The following is a 17,474-nucleotide window of genomic DNA, read 5'->3' on the forward strand; positions in this document are numbered from 1 at the left end:
CTCAGTGGTTATGATGAGCCAACAACACTCTCTTATCAAATAACGCTATTTGGACCCATAAGCGCTGACGTCAGACAGGCAAAAGAAGGCGAGCTGGCCCGCACTATCGCTGCCAGCCCCCTCGTTTCAGCAGCCCGTGTTCACATCGCAAACAGTTCTCGCAACCCTTTTCAAAAAAATGCCGAGCCATCTGCTTCGGTTTCAGTAACAGCCGTTGATGGCTCCTTGCCGATAAAGCACGCTAAAGCGTTGCGCTATCTGGTGGCTTCTGCCGTAGCCGGACTGCCCGCCGAAAACGTAACCGTCATTGATGACAAAGGCGGCCTCATCGGAACAGGTGATGAAGCAACAACCTCTGAAGCGGGGCAAGACAAAGCTGAGGCCTTACGCGCAAAAGTGCAGAACCTAATCGAAGCGCGCGTCGGATACGGAAACGCAGTTGTTGAAGTAAGTGTTGAAACAATAACAGAGACCGAATCAATTCGTGAAACCCTGATTGATCCCGAAAGCCGCGTTGCCATCAGCACCGATACAGAAGAACGCTCGGGGAACTCAACCGAAGCGCCAGGTGGTGATGTTACTGTGGCTTCAAATCTTCCCGATGGTGCAGCTGGAGCTAGCGGAGACGGTAACTCAAGCCAAAACACAGAAACCCGCGAGCGAGTAAACTACGAAGTATCCGAAACGCTCCGGGAAGTCACTCGCGCAGCAGGTGCTGTCAAGCGACTGAGCGTTGCAGTTCTCGTTAATGGTGCGGAAGTCATCAATTCTGAAGGGCAAACCATATTTGAGCCACGCGCCGCCGAAGAAATTTCTGATCTAAAGGAACTCGTGTCCTCCGCTGTCGGCTTTGATGAGGCCAGAGGTGATGTCATCACGATCAAATCCCTTCAATTTCAACCTTTAAGCTCGGCCGGGACAGAGGCCACATCTTCGTTCATGAGCTCTATGGCTCTGGATGCCATGTCGATTATTCAAATGGGTGTGTTAGCCCTTGTCTCTCTGGTCTTGGGGCTATTTGTGCTCCGCCCAATTCTTACCAAACCCGCCCCTTCCAGCCTTCCCTCACCCACTCCAAGCCTTGCGTATAACAGCAATGCTCCCAAGCCGCTTACAGGAGAGATCGCTGATGAAAACGAAGGAATAGGTGCCGTTGACTACACAACAAGAAACACTTTGCCGAGCAATTCCGCAAAGCCCGAAGAAGATCCGGTTGAACGCCTGCGCAATCTGATCGCCGAACGGCAGGATGAAACCGTGCAAATACTGCGCAACTGGCTCGAAAACAAAGAGGAGAAGGTCTGATGACGATTTCGCATCTCCTTGAAGCCTTTGAGGGAGCCGGCGCCAATGGTGCAACGGGCCTTTCCATGGAGGACAGCCTCGCAGACCATGAGCTTGAAGTCTTTGAAAGTGGATACAAAGCCGGTTGGGATGATTGCCACAAAGCAGCACTCACCTCGGGCTCTGCGTTAAGTGAAGACTTCGCACAAAATCTGCGCGAGCTGACCTTCACATACCAGGAAGCGTATACAGCCGTGATCCGCTCCCTTGAGCCTCTGGTGTGCCAACTCGTTGGCACGGTACTGGAAGGTCTCGACAGTGAAAGTCTCAGCAAAAAAATCAACAGCGAGGTTACAAAAATTGCCAAGTCACATGCAGGCTGCACTGTTCATATAATCTGCCACCCGCGCAAACTTGCGATGCTTAAAAGCGCTCTACCGCGGAGCACAGGCCTCACTATTACACTCGGTGCTGAAAGCACCTTTTCAGAGGGCCAAATCAATCTGCGATTTGTCGATAGTGAGCGAGAGATAGATGCCTCGGCATTTGCCACTCAAGTCCGCACGCTCATCCAAAGTTACTTTGATGATCTTAACAGGGAGCCGATAGATGGCTGAAACTTCCGATACACCCAAAACTGAAAGCGGCGGCCTCTTCGCAACCGTTCCCATCGAGATGACCGTGTCCGTCGGCAAAGCCCGACCTCTCATCCGTGATCTGCTCGCACTCGGCGAGAATGCAGTTCTCCCGCTTGATACCCGTGTCGACGACCTCGTCGAGCTTTTCGTCGGTGACAGGCTTGTTGCCCGTGGCGAATTGGAAGAGCTTGAAGGCGAGGAGGCGGGCCAATTGGCTGTGCGCATCACCCAAATCGCCGAAGCTGGAAAGCCATTGAGTTGATGAAGTTACGCCCAAGCTATATCCTCCTGCTTGGAGGTGTGTTCGGCTTCTTTGCAGATCCGCTTCTGGCTCAGGAGTTCTCCGTTTCCTTAGGTGAAGGTGCATCTCTTTCCGGGCGTTCCGTGCAGCTTATACTGTTGATAACAGTTCTCAGTATTGCCCCGGGTCTTGCAATAATGGTGACGTGCTTTCCTTTTCTCGTCACCGTACTGTCCATTCTCAGACAAGCGATAGGCCTTCAACAGTCTCCGCCAAACATGCTCCTTGTCAGCCTCGCAATGTTTCTGACCTACTTCATAATGGAGCCGGTTTTCATGCAGGCTTGGACTGAAGGAATCGAGCCGCTCACCCGTGAAGAACTCACCATGACAGAAGCTTTTCCTAAAGTAGCAGACCCGTTTCGTCACTTTATGATCGGAAGAGTAGACCCCGAAACTTTTGCTTCGATAGCGTCTCTGCGTCCCGAAATGGCTTCACTCAGTCCAAGCGCTGATGCCCCGCTCTCTGTTATTATTCCAAGCTTCATGTTGTCCGAAGTTGCGCGTGCTTTTCAGGTAGGCTTTCTGATCTTCGTACCTTTCCTGATCATTGATTTGGTCGTTGCCGCCATTCTCATGTCGATGGGCATGATGATGGTCCCGCCTGCTGTCGTCGCACTGCCGTTCAAGCTATCGTTCTTTGTTTTGGCAGACGGTTGGCGCCTGCTCACCGAAGGGTTGGTGCGCAGCTATTTCTAGCTTAGCGCCGCCGGCCCTCTCGCAACCAGCCCCCAATAATGAAAGTTGCAAAAATCATCAGCGCGCCCCAAGGTGGCATCAACGGATACTGCTTGAGCCCGATTGTTTCATAAGCCCCCCGCGGCGTCAGTCCAAGCCAGCGCGCGCCCGCCGCATTGCGTCCTTCGCGCACATTCCTAAAGCTCGGAAACCCGTCTTCTATACTGATCGCACCGCCTTGTCGTAAAGCAATCTGCGGTGCAAGCACGTCCGCGCTGGCAATGGTCGTAACAAACTCTCGTGGCGATGCAGGCCCAAGGCCTACAACAGAGGCCAACTCATTGTCTTCAAGCCGGTAAAGCCCTGCATCATCCGCACCAATGTCCGCTTCAAACACACCTGGGCTCACTTCTTGCAACATCACCTTAGCCGTTTCACCAGAAGGGCGCGTAACGGTTACACTATCAGGTGCATCAGAAAGACTCCTCCGCCTAATTCGTAAACCACCTTCAATCGCCTCTGCCGAAAGGGCTTCTTCTTCAAGCTCGGGCTCTTTCATCATCCAGTGAGAAAGCCTGCGTAACAACTCGAGTTGTGGGCCACCGCCCTCATATCCGCGTGCCCATAGCCAGGCATGGTCCGATGCAAGAAGTGCCACGCGCCCTTCTCCGACACGATCCAGCACCAGCAGCGGCCGCCCCTCAAAGCCCTCCATGAGCACATCACCGCGAACATCCTCAAGCTCGATCTGTCGCATCCAACGCCCCCAGTTGCCATCATCAAGTGCACGCGTCACAGGATGGCGCCCTCCTGTCTCGGTAACGGTTGGTCGATAGGCCTGCTCGATAACCCGCGCAGTCGGGCTTGCCGGCACAATCTGTCCCAAGGGTGAGCGATAAATACTATCTGCCGAAGCAAAATCGGGCCCTGCGGCAATCAACACAGCACCTCCTGTCTCAACGTAGTCGCGAACGTTGTCGAGATACGCCGCAGGAAGAATACCCCGCCGTTTGTAGCGGTCAAAAATAATCAAATCAAAGTCTTTGATCTTGTCGATAAAAAGCTCACGCGTTGGAAATGCGATGAGAGAAAGCTCGCCGACAGGGACACCGTCTTGCTTTTCTGGCGGCCTCAAAATTGTGAAATGAACCAGATCAACAGAACTATCCGATTTGAGCAAATTACGCCAAGTGCGGCCACCTGCATGTGGCTCTCCCGAAACAAGCAAAACACGCAGCCGGTCGCGCACCCCGTTTATCTCGAGGAGATAACTGTTGTTCCGCCCGGTCAGTTCCCCCTCGCCTTCAGGAATATCAAACTTGATTACATTACGCCCGCCATGTGGAAGACTCACAGGCACACTAATGTCGCGACCGATAGGAACATCAAACTTTATCGGTTCTTCAGCTCCAATCGAAATCGAGAGTTGCGTAAAGCTGTCCGCTTCAGGCGCGGCACCTTCATTTTCAATTCTCAACGTCAGTTCGACCGGCTCACCAATAATCGCAAAAGCTGGCGCATTCTCAACTCTCAAACGACGGTCCCAATCAGCCCGTTCGCCAGTCTTAAGTAAGTGCAAAGGAGCTGGCATCTCGGGCGTGGCCTCCAGATCATGCACCAACCCGTCACTTATCACCAGGGCTCCCGCCACACGGCTACGTGGCTCCTCGGCCAGGGCGCGCGCAATCGCGCTCATCACCTGCGTGCCGGCATCGCCTGTCCCGTCACCTACAACGATCTGCCGCACATCTGTGTTCGCGCGCGCGCGCAATTTCTGTAATACATCTGCCTCGGTTTGGTCTGTTTGTTCGACCCTTCGACCAAGCTTCTGACTGGCACTCCGATCCGTAACAACAAATACAATATCACTGAGTGCTTCACGTTCTTCCTGCTGAAGGACAGGCCCTGCCAATACAGCCAGCACAAGTGCCGCGGCCATGGCACGTAACCACGCACCTGCTAACCCCCGAAAAAAACCAAGGCCAACAGCAAAGCCCGAAAGAGCAGCCAAACCCCACCAAACCGGCCAGCTCAAAAGCGGATCAAATATCACTCCCAGGCTCATTGCCCCAGCCTTTCCAAAAGTGCAGGCACATGAACCTGATCCGATTTGTAGTTGCCCGTCAGCACATGCATCACAAGGTTAACACCAAAGCGAAAGGCCAGTTCTCTTTGCCGTTCTCCTGAGAAGCCCCGACCGATCGGCAGAAGGGGTGCACCGCGCGCATCAACTGCCCAAGCCGCAGCCCAATCATTTCCGCCAATCACAACAGGTGTCACCCCGTCATTCAAGTTTCGAAAAGGCATCCCTTCCGCACGGGTCGCCTCAGGTGGTGAGGCCTCCACCCAGACATCACGGCTGCCATGACGTCCAGGGTAATCCTGCAAAAGATAGAAGGTGCGCGTTAAAACATGATCTTCAGGAAGCGGCTCCAGCTCGGGAATATCCAGCGGCCCGGCCAACCTGCGCAGCGCACGTCCCGCAGGGCTTGCAGCGCCAAACCGAGCCACATCAGAATCACGAGTATCAAACAATATCAGCCCACCAGCGCGCAAATAGGCGTTGAGTTTGGTATACGCGGCCTCCGATGGGCTTGCCTGATCAGGCGAAACTGGCCAATAAAGCATAGGATAAAAGGCAAGCTCGTCACGCTCCAGATCAACAGATTGTGGCAGATTGGGTTCAATGGATGTTCGGAAAAACAAGGTGTCCGACAAACCAACAAGCCCCGCACGCGCAACTTCATCAATCCGCGCATCCCCCGTCAGGACATGTGCCAAAACAATTTCATCGGTGGCACTGATAGCACGCTGCTCATCCTGCGCATCAGCACCGGTCCCTGCGGTGCAAAGCAACAAAGCAAACACAGCCATGGCAGGCTGTCGCAACCGCCCTGAAAGAAGCAGTGTCGCCAATATATCCAGCGCCAAAGCAAGCAACCCTAGCGCAAACAGCGGCCCGCCCAAAACACGCTCCCGAGGCCCATCATAGTCACTACGTATAACACTCGCAGGCCAGCTTGCGGGCTCGATCTCCCTCCCCTGCGCAATCACATTTCGCGCCACGCGCCGCCCTGGCCCTTCATAAAGCCCTGGCTGAAGCTCGGGGCCGAACGCTTTTGTCATGAGGTCTGGCCCCGCAACGCCTGACAGATTCTTTGCATCTTTCAATCGGCCAAACCCGTCCAGCGTCTTTACAGGATTCCAGATCGTTCCTTCTAGCTCGCCCATATCAAGAGACGCACTTGAGGCAGCCACAGATAACCGCTCAAGCATTCGCACAAAAAGCCCCGAAAGTGGTAGATTCGACCATTCCGCATTTGCAGAAATATGAAACAGAACAACTTCTCCTTGCCCTAGCGCCTTGCGCGTTACGAGCGGGGTTCCGTCACTCAACCGCGCAATCACGCGCTCTGCAAGTTGCGGGTCAGGTTGGGCTACAACCTGCGCTGAAACGCTCAACTCGTCGTCAACATTCAGTCCAAAAAACGGCGACCCGCGCTCGAATTCTGCAAGAGTTTTGGGCTCGCCCCAACTCATCGCGCCCCCGACAAACCGCCCTCCTGCACGCAAACGCACAGGCATCAACGGGTGCTCCTCCTCCCGGCTCACTTCACTGGCGGCAAGCCTCGGCCCGGCAAAACGCACAAGCAAGCCGCCCTCATTTACCCATTCCTTAAGCGCGGCCTCGTCAGTCTCTGTCAGCTCGGCAATATCGGCCAAAATCACAACATCCGGCTTCGCGGGTAAAAGCTCCTCAAGGCTACCGGACCGGATATTGGCTGACGCAGAGAGAGCTTTCTCAATATAGTGCAACGGAGAAAGCAGCTCCAATCCTTCACGATTGATGCGCGTATCCACCAATGCAATATCACGCCGCCTCAGGCTATCGTCTGTCAACACGACGGCTCCCGCATGACCAGCCCCTTTGATTGCAAAACGGGTAACACGCGCTTGAAGTTCAGCCGGCAAGGCAAAACTTGTTTCAAGTTCGTTTTCCCCCGCAAGTAAATCAATGCCAAATTCATCCAATACACGTTCAACTCCGGCTGGGTCGGGCCCAATGGCTTGCAAAACCACCTCCTGCGCATTGCCGGAGCGTAAGCGTTTAACATTAAGCCCAACACCGCGCTCTTCACCCTTGCTCAAGCTCAATGCATAAAGAGGAGCCCTGCCCTCGATCACTTCAACCGAGCCACGTTCCTCAAACAATGCGAGCAAATCCATTTTGCTTTCGCGCATCAGCCCGTCACTCGACCAAAGCGTATCAAAGTCTCCCTCAGGCAAAATGGCAGCCACGCGTTCAACATCAGCCGCCTCCCAGCTTTCAGGCTCAACACCCGCAAGCCCGCGTACCCAAGTTTGCGCAGCCAGAAATTCCACAGGCTCGGGCCGTGTGAGGCTCAGTAAAGCAACCACCCGTTCGTCTTGCGCTGCATCCTTTAGCACCCGCTCCAGATATTGCTGCCTTTGCGCCCAGTCCGCTGCACTCGCCCAACTCGCGTCCAGCACAACCAGAAGCCGCTGCGATCCGCTGGAAACAGTCTTTCCTTGAGGATTCAAAACAGGTGCCGCCAATCCGACGATCACAGCAGCAACCGCCAACATGCGCAAAAGCAAGAGCCACCAAGGCGTGCGGTCGGCACTCGTGTCTTCATCCTTCAGACCAATGAGTAAAGCCACCGCAGGAAACAAATGCCTTATTGGCGCGGGCGGCACAGCGCGAAGCAATATCCAAAGAATCGGTAATGCCAGCAGCGCCAGTAAAATATATGGCGCCGTAAAAAATATCGAACCAACGCTCATTTCGGGCCTTCGATCATATTGTAAAGCCACATAACAGCCGATTGTGCACTTTCATTCGTATGATGCGTAGCAAAGGTCCATCCGGTCCGCTGGCATATTGCCTGCAAGCGCGCCTTGCGCTCTGCGAGCCGCTGAAGATACCGCTCCGAAAGGTCTGCAGCTTGCAGGGTTTCATGGCTCAGCGAACCACCAACCGAGTTAAACACCGCCCGCCCGCGGAACGGAAAGCTCTCTTCCACAGGGTCTAGAACCTGCAAACAAACACCGCGCGCGCCCTTGGAAGAAGCCTCTCGTAAAGCAGCTTCAACCGCATCGATATCTCCCAGAAAATCCGAAACAAAAATGACAAAAGAATTTTTCGTCACTGCGCCAATTTGTGGCGTCGCGTAGTCCTCACCTCTGGGCTCTGCAAGCAATTCGGCAAAGCGCTGCAATTGCTTTGAGCCGGCACGCGGCGGCAAGTCTTCTCCCGAAAGCCCAATCCGTTCCCCGCCCCGTGACAGCAAAATTGCTACTGCAAGGCTCACAAGCTGTGCCCGATCCATCTTCTGCGGCAGCTTAGGTGCACTCGCAAACTGCATCGAGCGCGCCCGGTCCACCCAAAAGAAAACCGACTGCGAAATTTGCCATTCCCGCTGCCGCACATATTGCGCATCAGATCGGGCCGAACGCCGCCAATCGACCATCCTCAATGTGTCTCCGGCCTGCATAGGCCGATACTGCCAAAAGTCGTCACCTGCACCGGCACGCCTGCGCCCGTGCCCGCCCGGCATTACCGCTGAAGCCAAATGTTCAGCCCGCGCCAAAAGCGGCGCGAGGTTCGCCGTCGCTGTTTCGGCGCGGCTTCGCAATGGCAGCGCTTCGCTCATGCTGCGTCTTTCAATCCCGCGCTTTTACAAATTTCGGCATCGATCAGCGCATCAAGGCTTTCCCCGCGTGCCAATGCCGCAAAATTCAGCGCCATACGGTGTTTAAGCACGGGCTTCGCCATTGCAATCACATCTGACGCATCCGGTACAAGCCGCCCCTGAAGAAGAGCCCGCGCACGCACGGTCATCATAAAAGCCTGACTTGCCCGTGGCCCCGGTCCCCAAGCAACGCTTTCGAGCACAGCCTCCGAAGCGCTGTCACTTTCAGGCCGAAAGGCGCGCACAAGATCAAGTATACTTTCCATCACACCTTCACCCACAGGCATACGCCTGAGGAGCGCCTGCGCGGCCAAAAGCTCGTCAGCCGAGAACACATTTTCCGCCTCACATTCGGCTTCGCCCGTTGTCGAAAGCAAAATCTCACGCTCCGTTTCAAGGTCAGGATAACCCACATCAATACGCACCAGAAAGCGATCCAGCTGCGCTTCAGGCAAAGGGTAGGTGCCCTCCTGCTCAATCGGGTTTTGCGTTGCCAGCACATGAAACGGTTTGGCCAGATCCCGCGTCTGCCCTGAAACCGTTACTTGTCGCTCCTGCATCGCCTGCAACAACGCAGATTGGGTCCTGGGGCTGGCACGGTTGATCTCGTCCGCCATCAACAATTGGCAAAAAATTGGCCCCTCGATAAACTTGAACGCACGACTGCCATCCTTGCCAGTCTCCAGAATTTCCGAACCAAGAATATCCGCTGGCATCAAATCCGGCGTAAATTGCACGCGCTTTCCATCAAGGCCCATCACCGTTGCAAGGGTTTCTACAAGTCTCGTTTTTCCAAGGCCGGGCAAGCCAATAAGCAATCCGTGCCCACCACATAAAAGCGCCGACAGCGTAAGGTCCACAACCCGCTCCTGCCCGATAAACTTGCGCGTGATTTGCGCCTTAGCCTCTGCCAGCCGCGCCTCCAGCGCTTCGATCTCATCAAGCAGACTCTCCGCATCAGCCATGGCAATTCTCCAAATGAAACACTACGTTTGTGTCTCAGTCTAAACACAAAGTTACAAATGGCAAAAACAATGAGCGGACAAAATCCCGTGATACCGAATGCCGAAGACCTTGCCACCTCGGCACGAGCCGCAAGCAAAGGCCGCGGCCTTCCTCCGGTTCATCTCTGGAATCCCCCACACTGCGGCGATCTTGATATCCGCATCGCCCGCGACGGTACCTGGTTTTACCTTGGCACACCAATTGGCCGCCCCGGACTGGTCCGGCTTTTTTCAATGATTCTGCGCAAAGATGGCGACGGCTATGTGCTTGTTACACCTGTCGAAAAAGTTGGCATAACAGTCGATGACGCCCCCTTTGTCGCCATTGACTTCGACGTTGAGGGCAAAGGCCGGTCACAGACCCTAACATTTCGCACCAACGTTGGCGATACAGTTTGTGCCGGCAAGGAAGCGCCTATCCGTGTCGAGCGTGACACCAAAACAGGCGAGCCTTCACCTTACATAACCGTGCGCGCAAATCTCGAAGCCCTGATTGATCGCAAAAGTTTCTACCGCCTTGTGGAAATCGGAACACACGAAGAGCACGAAGGCAGCCGCTGGTTTGGCCTTTGGTCGTGCGGGCAGTTCTTTCCTGTAATCCCTTCGGCTGAATTGATTGATTAGGCTCTAATGCACGATAAACTCTGCATGAAGGGCACCCGCTGCTTTGATGCTTTTTAATATGTCGATCATATCTCGAGGTTGCACACCCAAGGCATTGAGGCCGGCAATTACCTCGGACAGCGTTGTGCCATCCGGCACTTCTGCAAGACTGATCCCCGGCTCCTCATCAATCGCAGCATTTGTGCGCGGCACGATCACAGTTTCCCCTTCCGAAAAGGGATTGGGCTGCACCACGATCGGCGCCTCCTGAATGCGCAACGTCAATCCCCCCTGACTGACAGCAACACGCGATATGCGCACATCCTCTCCCATGACTATTGTTCCTGAGCGTTGATCAACAACGACCCGCGCGCGCCGCTCCGGGCGCACAAGAATATTCTCGATTTGCCCAATCGCATGTGCAGTCGAACGCCGTCCAGTTGATTTAACATCAATCTTCACGGTCCCCGAATCCAGCATCACAGCAACACGCTTGCCAAAGCTACGGTTAATCGCCGTCTCTATCCGTCCTGCGGTGGTAAAATCGGCCTCCCGCAGAGCAAGGCGTAACGTGTCCATGGACGCTAATTCAAATTCGACCTCTCGCTCCACACGTGCACCGGAAGGAATGACTCCCGCTGTCGGAACACCCTTCACAACACCGCCAGCATCGCCTTCAGCCGCAGCACCGCCGGCAATAATCGTGCCTTGGGCCACTGCGTAAATTTGCCCGTCCGCCGCATTTAATGGCGTCATGATCAGCGTTCCCCCAAGCAAGCTTTTGGCATCTCCGATAGCCGATACATTGATGTCTATAGTCGAACCAGCGCGTGAAAAGGCAGGCAGTTCAGCAGTCACAAAAACTGCCGCAACATTCTTTGGCCGATATTGTTCACCGCTTACGTTCACGCCCTAACGTTCCAGAATGTTCGACATGATTTCTTCGGTGAACGGCGCGTTCCTGATCCCGTCACCCGTACCATTGAGTCCAACAACAAGCCCGTATCCGATAAGGTCATTACCCCGCACACCATCAAACTCGACAAGGTCTTTTATCCGCACATCACCGGCGGCTGCAGCCCCTAACCATGCGAAAAAGGACATGAAAAGCGCCAAAAGCCTGATCATTTCAAAAACCCCACGAGTGAAAGCTGTGATAGGCGCGATGTAGCAGTGTAGAGGCTTTCCAGCCTGAATTGTGTTTCTTCCAGTCGCACCACCGTATCGTATGGATCTGCCGAAAGAAGCCCGTTCCGTGCAATCTCAAGGCTTGTTTTCTGGGCTGAAAGCCGTGCTCCAGCTTCTTCGATCCGTGCCTGGGCATGGCCAAGTGTTGCCCGGGTGGCAGTCAAAGTATCGTTTGCCCCGATGCCCAGCTCGCCAGATCGCGCAAGCATTTGCGAACGAACTTCGCCCGTAAACCCTAGCGTTTTATCCTGAGACAAAACAGCCATCACCACCGCCTTCAGAGCCTCCCGAAAAACAACACCATCAGCCTTGATACTGAGATCAATACGTTCCCCATTTCCAAGTTGAAATGGCGCCAAATGATCTGCCCCACCCGCGTAAGCAACGCTATCAAAACCGCCGCCGATATCAAACCAGCCGTCCAGAACAGCCTCAACACCCGCCAAAGTGCTCTGTCCTGAAATCCCAGTCTGCAGATCGGCAAGGATTGTCTCTGCGTCTTGCAGCGCTGTGCTGTCAGTTGCGCTTCCAGAAAATAATGAGCGCCCTCCGATAGCTGTATTGAGCGTAGAAATCACAGCGTCCATGGCTGAGCGCGCCGTTGCACCCAAATGTTGATGTGTCGAACTCATCCCTTGCGCGCCAAGGCTCAGAATTTCATGAGCCAAATTGCCAACCGTTTCTTGTAAATATCCAAGGCTCGCCTGCATTGTCGCAGTATAGCTTGCAGCTTCTTGCGTTGACCTTTCAAAAACATTGTTCAGTCGCATGTTGCGTTCGATATCCGTCAGGTAAGTGACATCGCCCCCCAAATGTTCGGTCACATCCTGCACCTTACCGCTGGAAAGCTCACTTGTGAGGCGCGCCATTTCGGTTTTCAGCTCAACGTTCTGGCGTCGCAGATAGACAGATTGTGCCAAATCACCAATCGAAAGTGTGCTCATCAGATGGCTCCCATCAAGGCATTCATCATATCATCAACTGTCTGCAAAACCCGCGCATTGGCGGCATAAGCCTGTTCAATCAACATCAGCTTTTGCATTTCCTGATCAGAATCAACGCCATCCTCCATCAAGAACATCTCGGCCTCGGTCGCACGCGTCGCAGCAAAAGTAAGATCTTGCTCAGCCCCAAGGCGCTCTGCACCAAACTTACTTGTCAGAAGTCCCACAAGGCCCGATGCCGAATTTTCTTGCCCTGCATAACCGCCAGAAAGCGGGCTGCGTCGTGCGCTCAATACATCCGACATCTCTTGCAAAAGTTCTGCGTTGCCAACAGGTCCTGGCGCAGCTGCGCCCAAACCGTCACGCAACCGCCAGCTGGTACCACCTTGTGCACTGTCGACTGCGACATTCACTGTCAACCGCCCCGCAAGCCCAACTTCATTGGCGGGGTCGACGAAAGCGCCGCCATCCGTAAACAAACCCAGATCACCCGTTGCTCGCGTCGCATCAAGACCTGCCGCCTGAAACCGTTCCCCCAGATCACGCGCAATAGCGTCAAGTTCGCTTTGTGCTGCAACAGACGCCTGATCGCGAATTTCAAATAGCGCCGCAAGCTTGCCCCCCCGCAATGGGCCCTGCTGAGGATCAACCGAAACGTCAACGCCATTGATCGCTATGCCTGAAAGATGTCCGCCTTGCTCTGTCATATGCGGCACAATCGTATGCGCATTGGCAAACGAGAGTTGCGCAGCCGAGCCATCAAGTAAAAGCACGCCACCTGTGCTATAGAGTGCAACTCCCTGATTGGGCCTCCGCATTTCCTTCACAGGAATCCATTCTGCAATCTCGCTGATCAGTTTCTCCCGAATGTCGATCAAGGAGGAAACGTCTCGCTTGGCAACTGAGCCACCAGCAATTTGCACACTCAGTTCCTGTACTTGCACAAGTTTTGCATCAAGCTCGTTTACACCCGCAGCGATATTCCGGTCAGCCGCAACACGTGCATCTTGCACTCCTTGCGAGGCCGTGGCCAAAACCTGTGCAACTGTCTGAGCATCGCGGACAACCTGGTCCAACCGTCCCGATAAATCCGGGCGGCTTGCCGCCGACAGTAAAGAAGCCTCAAGATCAGCCATCTTTGCAGTCAATGAACTTGCATCGTCTGGCGTTCCAACCAGTTGCTCGACCTTGCTGTAAAATCCAGCCAAACTGGCCGAGGCCGAGCGATCGGCTGTCGCCGTGCGCATTTCAGACAAAATCATCGGATCACGAAACCGAACTGTTGAAACGACACTTACACCACCACCGCGTGCAATCTGGGCTTCAAGCTCAACATCACGCCGCGCGTAACCTTCAGTCATCACATTGGCCAAATTCGAAGAAACAACGCCCGCAGAACGCGACGCAGCAGTCAAGCCACTAATTGCATTGGAAAGAGCTCCAGATAAAGACATGTCACTACCTCGGTTTTCTAATGAAAAGGGCGCGCCGCATCATGCCGCGAGCCGAGCGGTTCATCGTTTGATATTTGCGGTTTCTTGCAGCATCTCATCTACCGTCTGAATCACCTTGGCGTTAGAGGTGTAGGCCCGTTGCGTCTCGATCATTGCAGTCAACTCACCAGCCACGTCAGTGGTAGATTCCTCACGCGCATAAGCCACTATATCACCTGTCGGACCATCGCCGGCATCCCATAGAAAATATGATCCGCTCTCGGGTGAAGGTAGATATGTCTGCTGATCAAGCGCGACCATACCGTTGGGATTTGGAAGCGACACAAGCGGGATTTGGTAGATCGTACGCGAAATACCGGTGTCAAAGAAAGCGTGCACAAGTCCGTTCTGATCAACCTCAACCGAAGTCATATTGCCTACAGGTGTCCCGTTTTTCGAAATTGAGACAGGAGCAAAGCTGTCTGAAAGCTGCGTCAGCCCATCAGAAGTGCCGATCATACCAATGTTGATGGCCATCGGTCCGCCAGCGACCATCACTTCAAGGTTGCCCGTCGCAGGATCAAACACACCACCTGAAACAGTGGCAACCGAGGCCAAGGTGCCCCCCGCGGACCGACTGTCATCAAATGTCAGCGTGTATTCCCCGATGACTGCCCCCGCGCTTGCTGAATCACTGATCGTCATCGTCCATTCATTCGACACACCCGCGCCAGGAACGGTGGGGCTAAAGGATACCGAGATGTTCTCTGACGTGCCCATATTGTCATAATACTCGATCGACAGTTCAGAGCTTGTGCCCGCCGCGCCGGCCTCTGTTGCAGTCGCAGGGAGGTTTACACCAAGGTCAATCGTCGTGGTTGGCTCGCCTGAGAACTGGTTCACATTCACCTGCACTGGCTTCAACCCGTCAGATGTGTCTCGCGGGTAGGTTGGAATACTCCCGTCAGGAGAAGCGGGCCAGCCCATGAGAATGAGTCCTGCCTCGCTGCGCAGATAACCACTTGAATCTGTTCTGAACGAACCGGTTGTCGCCAAAAGCATCTGCGGCTGTCCGTTGCCTGCATTCACCTCCGAATCGCGTGCCACAGGCAAAAGCCCGTTTCCACGAACAGCGAGATCAGTAGGGTTCGATGTCGCCACAAGCGCGCCGCGTTCGTCAATCAACCGCTGCGTTGTTGTGCGCACACCGCCTGCCGAATAGGTTCCGCCTGTAGAGGAGATCACCATGGAGTGAAAATCCGCCTCCATGCGCTTGTAGCCATACGTCGCCGAGTTTGCGATATTGTCCGAAATCGTCGCGAGCCGCGTCGCATTGGCCGTCAAGCCTGCCACACCGGCATTAAGCGAAGAAGAAATTGTCATGGATACGCCTTTCTGCTGCCTCAACCTCAATCAAGCAGCAGTCTTAAGGCGTCACGCTTAACACAGGCCTAACAAGCACAGGCCTAACGTCTAAAATCCAACACAATTTCAACGATCCGTTCTTAACAAGACAATCTCAAGCCGGTTGTTGCGCGCTGCCATCCGGTTCTCCACAGCGGGGGATTTATCCGCATGACCGGTCTGGCGCTTAATACGGTCGCGCTTGATCCCGCGTTCCTCCAGCATGATACGCATTTGGTTCGCCCTCTCCGATGAAAGGCTCCAAACAGGGTTATCAGCCAGCACCACAGGCTCCGCCTTGGTATGCGCCCCAATGGCAATGTTGTTTTCTGTCAGCAAAGTCACCCGCGCGATCACATCAGCAAGATCGCGCAATACAAAGGTCGGAACATCTGTGCCCACCTCAAACAGCGCCCTTTCGCCAGCGTCAAAAATCTCGATAATCATGCCCTCGTCGGTCACCCGCGTTACGATGTGTTTCATCGTCCCGTCAGAGATCATGCTCTCTCCACCAAGTCCCATAAGCGCCTCTTCAATCTTCCGAAAAGCGGCCTCTGTATCTGCGGTTTTCTCAGAATCTTCTGCAACGCCCATTTCTCCACGCGCCTGCTGTGAGGCCGTGGGAAACTGCCTGCTCGCACCAGTACCCGTCTGCGGCAAAACCTCCTCCGAAAAGACAGAGTCACCCCCGAAGTTGCCATCGCCTCCGCCCGAAACCCGATTGATTGGTATCGTCGGACTGAAATAATCAGCCACGCCTTTACGTTGCTGTTCTGTTGTTGCGTTCAATAGCCACATCAAAAGAAAAAACGCCATCATGGCTGTCACGAAGTCAGCGTAAGCAACTTTCCACGCACCACCATGATGCCCGCCGCCGACAACCTTCTTTTTTCTTTTGATGATGATTGGCGCCACATTGCTATGTGTGCTCATCTCTCCACCACCTTGTTTATTCACCCAGCACCAGAGCTACGCCTCAAGGCTTACCCAGCACTTAACAAAACAAGGCAATTTCGTGATCTATAAGGGCCGCATTGTGTCACCCGGTGCGATGCGCGGAGTGAGCACGACCTTTTCCTCAAACTGCGCACTTTCATCAGCCGAGCGCGCAAGGATAATCTCCGCCGCTTTCCGGCCAATCTCGGCACGGCACGCATCCATAGTCGCCAGCACCTTTGGCAAGCCCTGCAGAAGCTCAACCCCGTTAAATCCCGCAAGCCCGATCCGGCCAGGCACATCAATCCCCGCCTCAAGGCAATAAAGCAGGCCGCCCGCACCGATCATGTCGTTTGAGTAATAAATGAAATCAAGATCAGGCGTGCGCTCCAGCACTGCCTTCGTCATCTCGCGCCCCTTGGCCAAAGCCGACCCACCTGAGTAAAACTCCTGATCCGCCATTTCGATACCCGCCTTGGCAAGCGCTTGCGTGAAGCCTTCAAAACGTTTTCGCGCGCGGTGATCCAAAGGCATCTTTGTCCCCAGAAAAGCAACCCTCTTATGTCCGGCAGCCACAATCGCCTCACCCATCTTGCGGCCCGCCGCGCGGTGCGAAATCCCTACAGCCGTGTCTACAGGTTCACCGTCCACATCCATAATCTCGACAACAGGAATGCCCGAAGCCGCAAGCATCGCCCGTGCATTGTCCGAGTGCTCAAGCCCCGCAATAATAACCCCCGAAGGCCGCCACGAAAGCATCTCGTAAAGCACTTTCTCTTCCTTCTCGGGCAAATAGTCGGTGATGCCCACAACAGGTTGCAACCCACTGTCTTCAAGCACCGAAGTCACACCCGTAAGCACCTCGGGAAACACCATGTTTTTCATCGAAGGGATTATCACGGCAACAAGGTTCACCCGCTGGCTCGCCAATGCCCCTGCAATCTTGTTGGGCACATACCCAAGCCGCTTGGACGCCGCGAGTACCTTTTCCCGTGTCGTTTCCGAGACATCACCGCGGTTTCTGAGCACACGGCTCACCGTCATCTCCGATACCCCAGAGGCTTCGGACACATCCCTCAAAGTCAGGGGCCGAACACTGCGCTTCATCATGTTGCAAACCCTCACATTGGTGCATCCTGATGTTAGCGCACCCACCTCAACCCCCGCAAGCGGCTTTGGGGCTGACACAGCCAACGCAAGCCGCTATGCACCTCCCCAAACGGCCCCGTGGCTCAACTGGATAGAGCAGCCCCCTCCTAAGGGGCAGGTTGCAGGTTCGAATCCTGCCGGGGTCACCATTTCTTACAACTCTCTTGCGCAAGGCGTGGTCTTTTACCGCAAGCCTACC

The 17,474-nt window shown here is 54.6% G+C and carries 14 protein-coding genes, 1 tRNA gene and 1 pseudogene; 6 read left to right on the forward strand and 10 right to left on the reverse strand.

Annotated features, from left to right (window positions below; genetic code table 11):
• From OE750_RS04830 to fliP, 4 genes are all read left to right on the forward strand, one after another.
• A partial coding sequence (locus OE750_RS04830; RefSeq protein ID WP_263762032.1) for a flagellar M-ring protein FliF occupies positions 1-1,305 on the forward strand: 1,305 nt, incomplete at its 5' end.
• Entirely contained in the window at positions 1,305-1,901 is a 597-nt protein-coding gene (locus OE750_RS04835; RefSeq protein WP_263762034.1) for a hypothetical protein, read from the forward strand. The genes OE750_RS04830 and OE750_RS04835, both read left to right, overlap by 1 nt.
• The gene (locus OE750_RS04840; RefSeq protein WP_263762036.1) at positions 1,894-2,184 is read left to right on the forward strand and encodes a FliM/FliN family flagellar motor C-terminal domain-containing protein; all 291 of its coding nucleotides are present in this window, start codon (positions 1,894-1,896) and stop codon (positions 2,182-2,184) included. Before OE750_RS04835 ends, OE750_RS04840 begins: the two co-directional genes overlap by 8 nt.
• A complete protein-coding gene (fliP, locus tag OE750_RS04845) occupies positions 2,184-2,921 on the forward strand; it encodes a flagellar type III secretion system pore protein FliP (protein ID WP_263762038.1) in 738 nt (245 codons plus the stop codon). The genes OE750_RS04840 and fliP overlap by 1 nt, the downstream gene beginning before the upstream one ends.
• A 1-nt stretch (position 2,922) precedes the next feature.
• Here fliP and OE750_RS04850 read toward each other — a convergent pair whose 3' ends face one another.
• The 4 genes from OE750_RS04850 to OE750_RS04865 are packed head-to-tail and all read right to left on the reverse strand — an operon-like array spanning position 2,923 to position 9,579.
• Complete coding sequence (locus OE750_RS04850) at positions 2,923-4,965, reverse strand: hypothetical protein (RefSeq protein WP_263762041.1); 2,043 nt, start codon at positions 4,963-4,965, stop codon at positions 2,923-2,925.
• Positions 4,962-7,706 (reverse strand): DUF4159 domain-containing protein, encoded by a 2,745-nt coding sequence (locus tag OE750_RS04855; RefSeq protein WP_263762043.1) that lies wholly within the window; start codon positions 7,704-7,706, stop codon positions 4,962-4,964. Before OE750_RS04855 ends, OE750_RS04850 begins: the two co-directional genes overlap by 4 nt.
• A complete protein-coding gene (locus OE750_RS04860) occupies positions 7,703-8,575 on the reverse strand; it encodes a DUF58 domain-containing protein (RefSeq protein WP_263762045.1) in 873 nt (290 codons plus the stop codon). Before OE750_RS04860 ends, OE750_RS04855 begins: the two co-directional genes overlap by 4 nt.
• Complete coding sequence (locus OE750_RS04865) at positions 8,572-9,579, reverse strand: AAA family ATPase (RefSeq protein WP_263762047.1); 1,008 nt, start codon at positions 9,577-9,579, stop codon at positions 8,572-8,574. The genes OE750_RS04860 and OE750_RS04865 overlap by 4 nt, the downstream gene beginning before the upstream one ends.
• A 69-nt stretch (positions 9,580-9,648) precedes the next feature.
• Between OE750_RS04865 and OE750_RS04870 the strand changes: the two genes are divergently transcribed.
• Positions 9,649-10,242, forward strand: coding sequence for a DUF1285 domain-containing protein (locus OE750_RS04870; protein WP_263762049.1), 594 nt, complete (start codon positions 9,649-9,651; stop codon positions 10,240-10,242).
• 3 nt (positions 10,243-10,245) lie between these two features.
• On the opposite strand, the pseudogene OE750_RS04875 reads toward OE750_RS04870, so the two are convergent.
• From OE750_RS04875 to OE750_RS04900, 6 genes and pseudogenes are all read right to left on the reverse strand, one after another.
• Positions 10,246-11,325, reverse strand: a pseudogene (locus OE750_RS04875) (flagellar basal body P-ring protein FlgI).
• A gap of 20 nt (positions 11,326-11,345) precedes the next feature.
• Entirely contained in the window at positions 11,346-12,353 is a 1,008-nt protein-coding gene (locus OE750_RS04880; RefSeq protein ID WP_263762051.1) for a flagellin, read from the reverse strand.
• The gene (gene flgK, locus OE750_RS04885) at positions 12,353-13,807 is read right to left on the reverse strand and encodes a flagellar hook-associated protein FlgK (RefSeq protein WP_263762054.1); all 1,455 of its coding nucleotides are present in this window, start codon (positions 13,805-13,807) and stop codon (positions 12,353-12,355) included. Before flgK ends, OE750_RS04880 begins: the two co-directional genes overlap by 1 nt.
• A 60-nt stretch (positions 13,808-13,867) precedes the next feature.
• Positions 13,868-15,169 carry a flagellar hook protein FlgE gene (locus tag OE750_RS04890; protein ID WP_263762056.1) on the reverse strand — a complete coding sequence of 434 codons (1,302 nt, stop codon included), beginning with the start codon at positions 15,167-15,169 and terminating at the stop codon, positions 13,868-13,870.
• 108 nt (positions 15,170-15,277) lie between these two features.
• A complete protein-coding gene (locus tag OE750_RS04895; RefSeq protein WP_263762058.1) occupies positions 15,278-16,123 on the reverse strand; it encodes a flagellar motor protein MotB in 846 nt (281 codons plus the stop codon).
• Between the two features lie 87 nt (positions 16,124-16,210).
• Positions 16,211-17,236 (reverse strand): LacI family DNA-binding transcriptional regulator, encoded by a 1,026-nt coding sequence (locus tag OE750_RS04900; protein WP_263762060.1) that lies wholly within the window; start codon positions 17,234-17,236, stop codon positions 16,211-16,213.
• Positions 17,237-17,347: 111 nt separating this feature from the next.
• Here OE750_RS04900 and OE750_RS04905 point away from each other — a divergent pair.
• Positions 17,348-17,424: transfer RNA gene (locus OE750_RS04905), tRNA-Arg, on the forward strand.
• Positions 17,425-17,474 lie beyond the last annotated feature (50 nt).

Source organism: Lentibacter sp. XHP0401, assembly GCF_025751535.1.
In the GTDB taxonomy this organism is placed as follows: domain Bacteria; phylum Pseudomonadota; class Alphaproteobacteria; order Rhodobacterales; family Rhodobacteraceae; genus Lentibacter.